The following is a 12423-nucleotide window of genomic DNA, read 5'->3' as shown; positions in this document are numbered from 1 at the left end:
GCCATGGTCACCGCCTTCATCCGCATCGAAGGCCGCCCGGTCGGCGTGTTCGCCAACAACCCGATGCACCTGGGCGGTGCGATCGACAGCGACGCCTCAGACAAGGCCGCCCGCTTCCTGCAGCTCTGCGAGGCCTTCGACATCCCGGTTCTGTCGCTCTCCGACACCCCGGGCAACATGGTGGGGCCCGAGGCGGAGAAGACCGGCCTGATCCGCCACTGTTCGCGGCTGTTTGTGATCGGGGCGAACCTCACCGTGCCGATCTTCTCGGTGATCGTGCGCAAGAGCTATGGCCTGGGGGCCATCGCCATGACCGGCGGCAGCTACCAGGCGGCGATGTTCGTGGTCTCCTGGCCCACCGGCGAGTTCGGCGGCATGGGCCTGGAGGGCTCGGTGAAGCTGGGCTACCGCAACGAGCTGGCGGCCATCGCCGACCCGGTCGAGCGCAAGGCCAAGTTCGACGAGATGGTCGCCGCGGCGTACGCCCGCGGCAAGGCCATGTCGCAGGGAACCAGCCCCGCAATGGACGACGTCATCGACCCCGCCGACACGCGGCGGTGGATCGTCGGCGGCCTGAAGAGCCTGCCGCCCGTCCCCCTGCGGACCGAGAAGAAGCTGAGGTGGATCGACAGCTGGTAGGCGGCCAGGACGGCGAAGCCCCGGACCGCCGGGTCGGGATGATTGTCATCCCAGATTGGGCGGCTACGGTGACGCGGTGCACAGCCTGGAGGGCGCCTCGTGACGACGATTGATCCCGCGAGCGCTCCCCAAGACGCCGAAGAGCTGAAGCCGCCAGCCGCGGTGAAGGTGCTCTACGGGATCGGCCACATGCACGAGGGCGGGTTCAACGTCGCCATCGGCTTCGCGTTCTTCTACTACACCGCCGTCCTCGGGCTCTCCGGCAGCCTGGTGGGCGCGGCCCTGTTCATCGGCCTGTGCTTCGACGCCGGGGTGGACCCCTTCATCGGTTCCTGGTCGGACAATATCCGGTCCAAGTGGGGCCGCCGCGTGCCGTTGATGCTGGTGGGGGCGCCGGTGATGGCGCTGGCGCTGGCAGGGCTGTTCTCGCCGCCGCCGGGGCTGGCCGAGCCGCTGCTGTTCGCCTGGCTGCTGGCGATGGCGATCACCCTTCGGGTGGCCATGTCGCTGTTCCACGTACCTTACGTGGCCCTCGGTGCGGAACTGGCCACCGGCTACGCCGAGCGCTCCAGCGTCGTGGCCTACCGCACTGTCGCCAGCGTGCTCACCGCCGTGGTGGTCACCGCGCTGGCCTATTCGGTGTTCTTCGCCGGCGAGGGCGGGCTGCAGAGGCCGGAGCGTTATCCGGGCTTCGGCATGGCGACAGGGGTGCTGATCTTCATCGGCATGGTGGTCTGCTCCCTGGGCGTGCGCCGCTACGCCGCCACCCTGCCCCACGGGGTCCAGGCCACCCGGCCGCTGCTGCGGCGCCTGCCCGGCGAGGTGGCGGAGATCTTCCGCAACAGGTCCTTCCGGATCCTCTTCTGCTCGGCGGTGGTGGTCTACACCGCCATCGGCCTGCACACGACGCTCAACACCCACGTCAACGTCTTCGTCTGGAAGCTGCAGCCGTCGATGATCCAGACCCTGGCCTACATTTATCTGGCGGGGCTGATGGCCGGCGTGCCGATCGCTCCCATGCTGTCGCGGCGGATGGAGAAGAAAGTCGTCGTGGTGATCGGCATGAGCATGGTGATCGTGGTGTGGGCCCTGCCGCCGATCCTGCGGGCCCTGGGCCTGTTCACCGCCACCGGGGCCGAAGCTGTGCCGCTGCTGGCCATCGCCATGGCCTTCGCCGGGATGGGCTCCGGCTTCGCGGCCATCGCCTATCCGTCGATGATGGCCGACGCGGTGGACGAGCATGAGCACCTGTTCGCCCACCGCCGCGAAGGGCTCTACTTCGCGGGCCTCGGGTTCGCGTTCAAGGGTTCGGTGGGCATTGGCCTGCTGCTGGCCGGTCTGGTGCTCGACCTGCTGCAGTTCCCCAAGGAAGCCGGCCGGCAGGTGGGGGCGGTGTTGCCCGAGGACCTGCTGATCCGCCTGGTGCTGACCGCTGGCGTGGGCTCGGCGATCCTGGCGGCGATCTCCATGGCGATGATGCTGCCCTACGCCATCTCCCGGCGCCGCCACGACGAGATTTCCAGCGGCCTGCGGGCGCGCCGCCTGGAAGCCGCCGAAACCGCCGCGGCTGCGGCCGTGCGCTAGTGCGGCACGTAGGTCCGCAGAACATCCTCGATGATCCGCTCGAGCTGGCCTAGCGTGTTGCACGGCTTGGCCACGTGGCAGAACCGCTGGTAGCGGTGCATGACGCTGTCGCCCTGGGCCCAGTAGCTCTCCGGCTCCGGATTGAGCCAGATCACCGCCCGTGACCGGTCGTGGATCTGGCGCATCAGGTCCAGGCGCGGGTCGGCGAAGTTCGAGCGGCCGTCGCCCAGGATGATCACCGTGGTGTGGCGGTCCAGCCGGTCCAGGTGGTGCTCGCAGAAGTCCTCCAGAGCCTGGCCGTAGTCGGTCTGCTGGAAGCCGATCCGTTGCAACACCTCCAGGATCGCGTGCTCCACCCCATGCTCGTCGAGGATCGCGTTGACCGGGATCAGCCGGCCGGAAAAGGCGAAGGCGTCCAGCCGGTCTACCACCTCGTTCAGGGAATAGAGGAAGGTCAGCAGGAACTGAGCCGCGGCGGCCACCGACTTCGACACGTCGCAGATCGCGACGATCGACGGCTTGTCGATCTTCTTGACCTTCCAGGCGATCTCGAAGGGTACGCCGCCATAGGCCACGCTGCGCCGCAGCGTCTTGCGCACGTCCAGGTGGCCCTTGCGCGCCCGGTGGCGGCGGCGGGAATAGCGGTCGGCCAGCCGCTTGGCCATGCGTTTGACCAGGGCCTGCATGACGGCCAGGTCGACGGGATCGATGCCGCCGTCGGCGTTCAGCGCCTTCCTGGCCAGCATCTCCTCGCGCAGCGCCCGGCCGGAGCCGGCGGCGTAGAGCGAATGCTGGCGCTCTACATAGGCCTGTGCTTCGGCCACCAGGGCGCGGCGGGCGGCGTCCAGCCGGTCGGCCAGGCCCTGGCCCTCAGCGGCCTTGCGGGCCCGGGCGATGATCTGCTCGATCTCGGCGATCCCCATCTCCTCCAGCAGCCGCCGCGTCATCCGGCTGCGCTGGGTGGAGAGCCGGATCTGGCTGACGCCTGCCCGTTCGGCGGCGGCCTCCATGGCCTGCTGCACGCCGGCGGCGTCCCCCTGCAGCAGCGCCTGGGCGAGGGGTGACGCGGCGGCCTCGCCGGGATCGCCGTTCTGGGTCTCCGGCCCGCCTCGCGCCAGCGGCAGCTCGAAACTGCGGCGCGCGAAGAAGGTCTCGAAGGTCCGGTCGAAGGTGGTGACCTCGGCCTCCGACTTGGCGAGGGTGGCGCACAGGGCGTCCTTGACCAGTTCCCGGTCGCCATAGCCCACCGCCGCCAGGGTGCGGGCCGCGTCGATGGCCTCGCCGGGGCTGACCCGGACGTCGGCGGCGCGAAGCGCGCGCAGGAAGTCCTCGAGGGTGCGCTGCATCGGCTACCTGCGGTGCAGCAGCTCGACGATCTGCGGTTCGACGGCGGCGATGTCCTGCTCGTACTTGAGGATCACGTTGAGCGTATCGCGCACCATGGCCGGCTCCAGGCTGTCGGCGTGCAGCAGGATCAGCGCCCGGGCCCAGTCGACAGTCTCCGAGATCGAGGGGGGCTTGCGCAGGTCGAGCGTGCGGAGCGACTGCACGAAGGCCACCAGGGCGTGGGTGAGCGTCGCCTCGATGCCCGGCACGCGGACCGCCACGATCCGCTCCTCCAGCGCCGGCTCCGGCAGGGGGATGTGCAGGTGCAGGCAGCGCCGCTTCAGGGCGTCGCCCAGGTCGCGGACGTTGTTTGAGGTCAGGAACACGATGGGCGGGGTGGTCGCCTTCATCACTCCGAGCTCGGGGATCGACACCTGGTAGGCCGACAGCACCTCCAGCAGGAAGGCTTCGAACGCCTCGTCGGACTTGTCGATCTCGTCGATCAGCAAGACGCAGCCGTCGTCCTCCTGCAGCGCCTTCATCAGCGGGCGAGGCTCCAGGAACGGCTCGGAGAAGAACAGGTCGCCCATGCCATGCAGGCGGTCCATGGCGGCGTCCATGCTGGGTGCGTCGGCCAAGGCCGCGCCCATCCGGTCCTTGAGTATCTGGGTGTAGAGGAGCTGCTTGCCGTACTTCCACTCGTACAGCGCCTTGGACTCGTCGAGGCCCTCGTAGCACTGCATGCGGATCAGCGGCAGGCCCAGGAGGGTGGCGGTGGACAGCGCCAATTCCGTCTTGCCGACCCCGGCGGAGCCCTCCACCAGGATCGGCTTCTGCAGGTTGACGCTCATGTAGAGCGCGGTCGCGATCCGGCGCGAGGCGATGTAGCCGACGCCGGCCAGGCCCTCAACAAGGGCGTCGACGGATGCCAGCGGACCGGCGGGCGCAGGGGCCCGGGCCGCGGGTGGGGAAATGGTCAAATTCTCGCGCTTTCGAAAAATGGGCGCCCAGTCGCGCCGGCCGCCTTCAATGGCCTATTGTGCCAAGCCGGCGCGGAACGGGCAAACCTGACGACGAACGCCCTAGAGGTCGAAGCTAACGCCCTGCGCCAGGGGCAGGGTAGCGCCGTAGTTCACCGTGTTGGTGGCGCGGCGCATGTAGGCCCGCCAGCTGTCGGAGCCGGCCTCGCGGCCGCCGCCCGTCTCCTTCTCGCCGCCGAACGCCCCGCCGATCTCCGCGCCCGAGGGGCCGATGTTGACGTTGGCGATGCCGCAGTCGGAGCCACGGGCCGAGGTGAACAGCTCCGCCTCGCGCATGTCGTTGGTGAAGATCGAGGACGACAGGCCCTGGGGCACGTCGTTCTGCAGGTTGATCGCTGTTTCCAGGTCGGAGTAGCGCATTACGTAGAGGATCGGGGCGAAGGTCTCGCGGCGGACCACCTCCGTCTGGTGGGGTATCTCCACCAGCGCCGGGCGGACATAGGCCGCATCCGGACAGCCGGCCACGTCCACGGGCTCGCCTCCGGTCACCTGACCGCCGGCCGAGCGGGCCTCATCCAGGGCCCGTTGCATGGCCTGCATCGAGCCTCCGTCGATCAGCGGGCCCACCAGGGTCGCGGCGTCCCGCGGATCGCCCACCCGCACCGAGCCATAGGCCGCCTTCAGCCTGGGCAGCAGGGCGTCATACAGGCTCTCATGAACGAACAGGCGACGCAGGCTGGTGCAGCGCTGGCCGGCCGTGCCCATGGCGGAAAAGGCGATGCCGCGCAGCGCCAGGTCGAGGTTGGCGGTGGGGGCGACGATGGCGGCGTTGTTGCCACCCAGCTCCAGGAGCGCGGGGGCGAACCGCGCGGCCAGCCGGGGCGCAACTGCGCGGCCCATGGCGGTCGAGCCGGTGGCCGAGACCAGGGCTACCTGGGGATTGTCCACCAGGGCCTCGCCGGCTTCCCGGCCCCCCAGGATCACCGCCGACAGGCCGTCGGGCGCGTCGCCGAACGCCGCCAGCGCGCGCTCGAACAGGGCCTGCACCGCCAGCGCGGTCAGCGGGGTCTTCTCCGACGGCTTCCAGACGCAGGCGTCACCGCACACCAGGGCCAGGGCCGCGTTCCAGGACCACACCGCCACCGGGAAGTTGAAGGCGCTGATCACCCCCACCACGCCCAGGGGATGCCAGGTCTCCATCATCCGATGGTCGGGACGCTCGGTGGCGATGGTCAGGCCGAACAACTGGCGCGACAGGCCCACGGCGTAGTCGCAGATGTCGATCATCTCCTGCACTTCGCCGTTGGCTTCGGAGACGATCTTGCCGGCTTCCAGCGTCACCAGGCCGGCCAGGTCCGTCTTGGCGGCGCGCAGTTCACAGCCCAACAGCCGCACCAGTTCGCCGCGCCGGGGCGCCGGCACGTTGCGCCAGGCGAGATAGGCCGTCCGCGCCCGCGCCACGGCCCGGTCAACTTCGGCGGCGGAGGCGTCGTGCACCCGGCCCAGCACCTCGCCGGTGACGGGGGAGCGCACGGCGCGGTCGCCGCCGGTCCACAGCGCGACCGGCACGCCCAGGCGGTCCAGAACTTGGGCGGCCTCGGCCGCGGCGGAGCCGATCTTGGTCTGCAGGGTCATGGGCTTTCTCAGGCGGTCCGGAGCGCGGCGTCTTGCGGGGCGTAGCAGCGGCCGAAGCGGTTTGCGAGGAAGTCGGCCAGGGGAATATCCTCCTGGCGGATGAAGCCGTGGTCCGGCAGCCGGCCCTCGGCCAGCAGGTCCAGAACCGCGCACACCGCGCTGGCGGTGGTGATCTGGATGGCGCTCTTCATCTCGCCGCCCACCACCTGGGCGTAGATCTTCTCCACATAGGTTTCCTGCATCAGCCGCCCGGCCTTCAGGCCCGAGACGGTGACGAACACGATGACCACGTCTTGCAGGGTCGCCGGGACAGCGTTCTCCAGGATGTCCTTGAGCAGGGCGCGGCGGTTGCGCAGGCCCAGGTCGTTGAGCAGCGCCTTCATGATCGCCGCGTGCCCCGGATAGCGGATGGTCCGGTAGTTGAGGTTGCGGACCTTGCCCTCCAGGGTCTGGCAGAGCGTGCCCAGGCCGCCGGAGGTGTTGAACGCCTCGTAGGTGACCCCGTCGAGGGAGAACTCCTCGCACTCCTCCAGGGGCGGAACCTCGCGCAGGCGGCCGCCGACAATCGCCTCGCAGGGCTCGCAGTATTCGTTGATCACCCCGTCGGTGGACCAGGTCAGGTTGTAGTTCAGGGCGTTGGACGGATATCGGGGCAGGGCGCCGACCCGCAGGCGCACGTCGTGCAGCTCGTCGAAGTGCTTGCCCAGCTCCCAGGCGGCGATGGTGATGAAGCCGGGCGCCAGACCGCACTGGGGGATGAAGGCGGTGCGGCTGTCCGCGGCCAGTTCGCGGACCACCCGGCTGGCGGCCACGTCCTCGGTGAGGTCCAGATAGTGGGCGCCGGCCCGTTTGGCCGCCTCGGCCACCTGGGTGGTCAGGTGATAGGGCGCGCAGTTCACCACTGCGAAGCAGCCCGCCAGGGCGTCGGCCAGGGCGTCCGAGCCGTCGATGGCCAGCGAAAGGGTCTGCGCCTTGCTGCGCGGATTTAGACCGGCCAGCGCCTCGGGCGACTGGTCGATGATCAGCACTTGGTACCCGCCGGAGCCGGCCAGCAGGTCGAGAACCGTCGATCCGATCTTGCCGGCCCCGACCACAGCCACCTTGCGCATGGCGAACTCCCAGGTTGCGAAGCCCGAAAGATCGGACGGCGCCGCGCCGGATTCAACTAGCATTTCGGCGATATGTGTAGCAATTATGGGCGATCAGCCCGCAGCATTCGGCGATATGATCATGGATGACCTGGACCTGCACCTGCTCGCCCGCCTGCGGGACAACGCCCGGGCGCCGGTGGCGGAGCTGGCCCGGGCGCTGGGCCTCTCGCGCACCACTGTCCAGAGCCGGCTGGCCAAGCTTGAGCGCACGGGCGTCATCGCCGGCTACGCGGTGCGGCTGTCGGAGACCCGCGAGGCGGCGCTGATCCACGCCTTCGTCATGCTGACCGTGGAGCCGAAACAGGCTGCCGCCGTCACCGCGGCGCTCAGACGCATGCCCGGCGTGCGCCGCTTGCAGTCGGTCAGCGGGCCCTCCGACATGATCGCCACCGTGGAGGCGCCCAGCGTCAGCGACATGGACACGGTCATCGACGAAATCGGCGCCTTGCGCGGCGTGGAGCGCACGAACTCTTCGATTGTGCTCTCCACCAAGTTTAACCGCTGACGCTGATTTCCGGACTTCGCCAGATGAGTGCGCCGCGCGGCTCACTTCTGCCGCGGCGATTCCAGGTCCGTGCCGGCGGCGGTGAACTTACCCATCTTGTCGCCCTGGACCCCTTGCAGCAGGGTGCGCGCGGCGTTGCGCACTTCCTCCTGGATGGCCTTGTCGGCGTCGAGCTCGTCGTGGCTGGTGGCGTAGGGCTTCCAGTAGCCGATGTAGCGGTCCAGTTCCGCCGTCGGGCCCGCCGGGCACAGCTTCATGAAGCGCAGCCAGTCGGAGATCGAGCGGCGCACGTTCTCCGCGCCTTCCACGTCCCCATGCACAACCACGGCGAACTGCCGCCCGGCCAGGTGGCGCGGATAGTTCCAGCCGTCGAGCTCCACCTGCTTGGCGAGGCTGGCGTCCTTGCCCTGGGTCAGCGTCGGGTCCGGATTGCCGCCGTCGGCGCAGACCATACGGTCGATCATCAGCTTCAGCGGCGAGGACGACATGTACCAGTTCACCGGGGTGATGATCATGATCCCGTGGGCCTCCACCCACATGGGATAGATCTCGTTCATCCAGTCCTGCGTCTGGCCAAGGGAATAGTTGGGGTAGCAGGAACACGGCCAGTGGCAGAGCGGCGCGGCGGTGGAGAAGCACGCCTTGCAGGGGTGGATCTTGCGGCCGTACTCCGAAGTCAGCCGGCTCAGGTCGAGGACCTTCACCTCCGTGCCCTTGGCGCCCGCGAACACCTCGTGGCTGAGCTCGCCCAGCCGCCAGGACTTTGACATCTCGCCCGGACAGGTGTGCTCGCTGCGCGACGAGGCGTTGATGATCAGGAACCGCATCGGCCCCTGCTTGTCGTCATGCCGGGCCTGGGCCTCGCGGATGGCCTGGCGGGCGGCCAGCCAGTCCACGGAGAGCTCGTACTTGGGGTCGGCGAAGCCGCGCCCGGCAACCTTGGTCACCGGCGACTTGCGGCCCTTGATGTAGCCGTCCCAGGCCACGCTGGTGATCCGCTCGATCTCGGAATCCAGGGGCAGGAAGGCTGGGTCGGTGAACTGGCTGCGGAAACGTTCGCGGAAGGTGGGCTCGTCCAGTTCAGGGCTCGGCATGCCTTTGCGGGGGGGCGGGGCTTTCTGCGGCATGGCGGACCTTTGGAGGCGGCGCGGAATAGCGCGGGCTCATCTCGCCAACGACCACGGCCAAGCTTGGTTCCTGGGGCCCTAGGCCACCCCGCGCAGACGGTTGTGGATTCGAGTGGCGGCGGTGGCGCCTTCGCCGGACGCCGTGGAGATCTGGTTGAGGCCGCGCACCACGTCGCCGGCCGCGAACAGGCCCGGGATCGAGGTCTCCTGGTGGGCGTCCACCACCAGCCGGGCGTCCTCGTCCAGCCGCGCGCCTGCCTTGACCGCCAGCTGGGTGCGCGGCGTGACGCCTAGGGCCGAATATAGGCAATCGAAATGCCGGGGCTTGCCGGCGAAGCACACGGCCGAAATCCTGCGGCGGTCGAGGACGACGCTCCCGATGGGCGCCTCCATTATCTCGATCTTCGCCGCGGCGAGCTTGCGGCGCATGTCGGCGGGCAGGGCGTCGGCGGCGCCCACATGGATCAGGGTCACGTGCGGCGTGTAGGTGGTCAGGAACAGGGCCTCGGCGGCGCCGTGCGCATCGTGGCTGATCACCCCCACCCGCTGGTCGATCACCTCGTAGCCGTCGCAGATCGGGCAGATGCGCACCAAGCCGCGCGCCACCCCCTGGTCCAGGCCGGGGATGTTGGGCTCGTTGTCCAGCACCCCGGTGGCCAGGATCACCGTGCGGGCGTCCAGCCGCCCGCCCTCGGTCTCCAGGCTGAAGCCCTTGCCGCGGGCCTGCACGTCCTCTACCCGGCCAGGGGCGATCTGCGCCCCGAAAGTCTCGGCCTGACGGCGCATGCGGGCCAGCAGGGTCTTGCCACGCACGCCCTCGGGGAAGCCCGGATGGTTGTGGCTCAGCGGGATCCATGCGGCGCGGCTGGAGCCGGAGTCCAGCACCCGGAAGTTCCTGCGAAACCGGGCCAGGTAGATGGCCGCCGTCAGCCCGGCCGGCCCCGCGCCCACCACCACGCAATCGAGCATCGCCTGGTCCCCCTTTGTCCGCTCTAGAACGCGCGGCGCGGCGGGCGGCTCCGCTCAGTGGCTGGGCGGGTTGAGATAGACCGGATTGCCGAGCAGCCAAAGCCGTCCGTCCGGCCCCCGCACGTCGACCCGCAGCCAACCCGGCCGGCCGTCGCTGATGAGGGAGAAGGTGCTGGTGGCGTCGGCCGAAAGCGCGGCGTCGGCCAGGGTCACGAGCCTTGCGGCCGGCCCCGCCAGCGCCAGGCGGCCGCCCGCCGCCTTGGCGACGTGAACCGCAAACATCACCCGCGCGCCCGCCGGCGCGGCCAGAGCGTCGCCCATGGCCGCAGACTGCCCGCCGGCGGCCGCGGTCACCTGCAGCGTCCGGTCGCGGGCGCCCGCCAGGTCGACGAACACATGGCCGGCCCGAATTCCTGCCAGGATCGCGCCCTGGGACAGCTCGGCGGCCCGAACGACAGTGGTAGGGACGCCCACCGCCTGCGGCTGCGCTGGGTCGCGCGTGGCGTCGTGGTTGTCGGAGCCGCCGATGGCGGTGATCCGATAGCCGGCGTTGAGCCCCGCCTCCCAGAACGGAATGCCGGACAGGAAACCGTCGACGCCGCCGGTCTGGGCCAGCGACCCGCCGTTCACCGCCTCGATCGCCGGGATACGCGAAAAGTCGGTCGCCGCCGTCCAGCCGCAGCCCATGCAGGCCTCGCCGGACGGCATCCCCGGGTGGTTGATGGAGATCAGCCCGCCGGCCGCCGCCACCTGGTCGAGGATGCGCTCCAGGCTCGGCGCCCGCGGCCCGCCGAGCTGGAAGTCCAGCGGCGCCGTCGTCCCGAACACATTGGCGTGGCCATGGAAGGTGGTGATCTCCCGGCCCGGGATCAGCAGCAGGTCGTCGTAGTAGGGCTGCAGCTCGGCCAGCGCCTGATGGTGCGAGGTGGCGTTGTGCTCGGTCACCGACACGAAATCGAGGCCTCGGGCGGCGGCGGCCTCCACGGTCTTGAACAGCGGGCATGGCACGCGCACGCCCTTGCGCGAGGCGCAGGACCCGTCCGAATGCCCGGTGTGCAGGTGCAGGTCGCCGCGATACCAGGCCAGGCCCGTCTTCAGGGGCGCCGCCGCGAACCCCGCGAACGCGGGACCGCGCACAAAGCTGATCTTGGCGGTGTAGGGCGCGCGGCTGTCCTTGCGCAGGTTGGGCACGCCCAGGATCAGCTTCCATTGCCCGGCCGGCAGCGGCCCAGGCAGGTAGGAGGCCGTGGCCCAGGTCCCGGCCACCGTGAAGCTGGACTTGTTTCCCCCGCTCCAGCCGCGAAACCGCTGGGGATCGCGCAGCCCGAGGTCGATGACCGAGCGCTCTTCCCGGCCGGTGTAGGCGAACTCCACGGTGATCGCGGTGACCCCCGCCGGTACCCGGAAGCCCACCTCGCGATAGGTCTCGTGGTCGGCGCCGGTCATCACGCCGGTCAGGGTCAGGTCCGGCGTGCCTTGTGCTGTGGCCGGCCCGACGCCCAGCAGCATCGCGGCCAGGAACGCGACGACGGCCGTCAGCTCCTTCCGCCCTCGCGAAGCGGGGGAGGAAGCCGCAAGCCTGACCTCGGACGGCGTCGTCGCTTTCACTAGAAGCGATATAGCACGGCGGCCCGGAAGGCGCGGCCAAGCTCGGGCCGGGCCAGGTAGAAGCGCGCGCCGGCCTCGCCGGAGATGAACGAGCCGGCCCGGGGATTGCCTTCGGTCAGGCCAATCTCATTGGTCAGGTTGCTCCCATAGCCGTAGATCGACAGCCGGTCGGTGAGGTTGTAGCGGACTTGCGCATTGACCAGGAAATAGTCAGGGATGATCAGGGTGTTGGCGATGTCGGAGAAGCGCTTGCCGTAATACTGCAGGTCGACTTCGGCGCGCAGCCGGCCGTCCAGCAGGTTGAGGCCCGGCGTCACCCGCCCGCTCACCTTTGGCGCGCGGACCTGCATATTGTCGGAAAAGTCCCGCCGGCGCAGACAGTCGGCGCCGGCGGTCACCGTGTCGCTGGGCAGCGGGCACGCGCCGGCCACCTTGGCGACCCGCTCGTTGAAGATGAAGTCACCCAGGCGCGGGTCCTGCACCGTCCCGTTGAAGCCCACGTCGAACCACTCGGTGGGCCGGATGGCGCCCTCCAGCTCCACCCCGAAGGCGTTGGTGGAGGCGAACTCCGTGCGGCTGACAAAGGCGTTGGCAGCCTGGTCGAACCGGGTCTCAGTGAAGTTCTGGCTGTCGAAGGCGGTGTAGAAGGCGGTGGCGTAGACCGTGAACATCGGCCGGTCGATCTTCAGGCCCGCCTCGGCCAGGTCGATCCCCTGGGCCCGGGGGGCGGTGTTGGTCGGGTTGGTGATGAAGTCGCCCAGGGACGGCAGGCGGAAGGCCTGGGTGTAGCGCGCGAAGGCGCCCAGGTCCGGCTGGAACTGGTAGTTGACGCCGATGGTGGCGCCCCAGTCGTCAAAGCTGCGGTCGAGCGAGTCGAACACGCCGGTCCCGCCGATGAA

General features: G+C 69.6%; 11 protein-coding genes. 3 read left to right on the top strand and 8 right to left on the bottom strand.

The window, feature by feature from the left end:
* Together ACLL81_RS13310 and ACLL81_RS13305 are read left to right on the top strand one after the other, a co-directional pair.
* Positions 1-639: carboxyl transferase domain-containing protein (locus tag ACLL81_RS13310; protein WP_411288838.1), on the top strand; the 639-nt coding region annotated here is incomplete at its 5' end.
* A gap of 99 nt (positions 640-738) precedes the next feature.
* Positions 739-2223, top strand: a complete 1485-nt coding sequence (locus tag ACLL81_RS13305; RefSeq protein ID WP_411288837.1) for an MFS transporter — start codon at positions 739-741, stop codon at positions 2221-2223.
* On the opposite strand, the gene ACLL81_RS13300 is transcribed toward ACLL81_RS13305, so the two are convergent.
* From ACLL81_RS13300 to ACLL81_RS13285, 4 genes are all read right to left on the bottom strand, one after another.
* Complete coding sequence (locus tag ACLL81_RS13300) at positions 2220-3569, bottom strand: VWA domain-containing protein (RefSeq protein WP_411288836.1); 1350 nt, start codon at positions 3567-3569, stop codon at positions 2220-2222. The two genes, ACLL81_RS13305 and ACLL81_RS13300, sit on opposite strands and share 4 nt — an antisense overlap.
* 3 nt (positions 3570-3572) lie before the next feature.
* Positions 3573-4529, bottom strand: a complete 957-nt coding sequence (locus tag ACLL81_RS13295) for an AAA family ATPase (RefSeq protein ID WP_411288835.1) — start codon at positions 4527-4529, stop codon at positions 3573-3575.
* A 102-nt stretch (positions 4530-4631) separates the two neighbouring features.
* A complete protein-coding gene (locus ACLL81_RS13290) occupies positions 4632-6164 on the bottom strand; it encodes an aldehyde dehydrogenase family protein (RefSeq protein ID WP_411288834.1) in 1533 nt (510 codons plus the stop codon).
* Positions 6165-6172: 8 nt separating this feature from the next.
* Positions 6173-7273, bottom strand: a complete 1101-nt coding sequence (locus ACLL81_RS13285) for a saccharopine dehydrogenase C-terminal domain-containing protein (RefSeq protein ID WP_411288833.1) — start codon at positions 7271-7273, stop codon at positions 6173-6175.
* A 121-nt stretch (positions 7274-7394) separates the two neighbouring features.
* Between ACLL81_RS13285 and ACLL81_RS13280 the strand changes: the two genes are divergently transcribed.
* Positions 7395-7820: an Lrp/AsnC family transcriptional regulator gene (locus ACLL81_RS13280; protein WP_411288832.1), complete on the top strand. Its 426-nt coding sequence runs from the start codon at positions 7395-7397 to the stop codon at positions 7818-7820.
* 41 nt (positions 7821-7861) lie between these two features.
* Here ACLL81_RS13280 and ACLL81_RS13275 read toward each other — a convergent pair whose 3' ends face one another.
* From ACLL81_RS13275 to ACLL81_RS13260, 4 genes are all read right to left on the bottom strand, one after another.
* A complete protein-coding gene (locus ACLL81_RS13275; protein ID WP_411288831.1) occupies positions 7862-8947 on the bottom strand; it encodes a flavodoxin family protein in 1086 nt (361 codons plus the stop codon).
* 78 nt (positions 8948-9025) lie between these two features.
* Positions 9026-9916 carry an NAD(P)/FAD-dependent oxidoreductase gene (locus ACLL81_RS13270; RefSeq protein ID WP_411288830.1) on the bottom strand — a complete coding sequence of 297 codons (891 nt, stop codon included), beginning with the start codon at positions 9914-9916 and terminating at the stop codon, positions 9026-9028.
* 54 nt (positions 9917-9970) lie between these two features.
* Positions 9971-11425, bottom strand: a complete 1455-nt coding sequence (locus ACLL81_RS13265; protein WP_411288829.1) for a CehA/McbA family metallohydrolase — start codon at positions 11423-11425, stop codon at positions 9971-9973.
* A 98-nt stretch (positions 11426-11523) separates the two neighbouring features.
* Positions 11524-12423: TonB-dependent receptor domain-containing protein (locus ACLL81_RS13260; protein ID WP_411288828.1), on the bottom strand; the 900-nt coding region annotated here is incomplete at its 5' end.

Origin of the sequence: Phenylobacterium sp., assembly GCF_046590535.1 — a bacterium.
Classification (GTDB): Bacteria; Pseudomonadota; Alphaproteobacteria; order Caulobacterales; family Caulobacteraceae; genus Phenylobacterium.
The sequence above is the reverse complement of the archived record's forward strand: the minus strand, read 5'-3'. Positions and strand labels throughout refer to the sequence as shown.

Coding starts and splice junctions, on each gene's coding strand:
- ACLL81_RS13300 (WP_411288836.1), bottom strand. CDS start 3,569: ATGCAGCGCACCCTCGAGGACTTCCTGCGCGCGCTTCGCGCCGCCGAC.
- ACLL81_RS13290 (WP_411288834.1), bottom strand. CDS start 6,164: ATGACCCTGCAGACCAAGATCGGCTCCGCCGCGGCCGAGGCCGCCCAA.
- ACLL81_RS13285 (WP_411288833.1), bottom strand. CDS start 7,273: ATGCGCAAGGTGGCTGTGGTCGGGGCCGGCAAGATCGGATCGACGGTT.
- ACLL81_RS13280 (WP_411288832.1), top strand. CDS start 7,395: ATGGATGACCTGGACCTGCACCTGCTCGCCCGCCTGCGGGACAACGCC.
- ACLL81_RS13275 (WP_411288831.1), bottom strand. CDS start 8,947: ATGCCGCAGAAAGCCCCGCCCCCCCGCAAAGGCATGCCGAGCCCTGAA.
- ACLL81_RS13270 (WP_411288830.1), bottom strand. CDS start 9,916: ATGCTCGATTGCGTGGTGGTGGGCGCGGGGCCGGCCGGGCTGACGGCG.
- ACLL81_RS13265 (WP_411288829.1), bottom strand. CDS start 11,425: ATGCTGCTGGGCGTCGGGCCGGCCACAGCACAAGGCACGCCGGACCTG.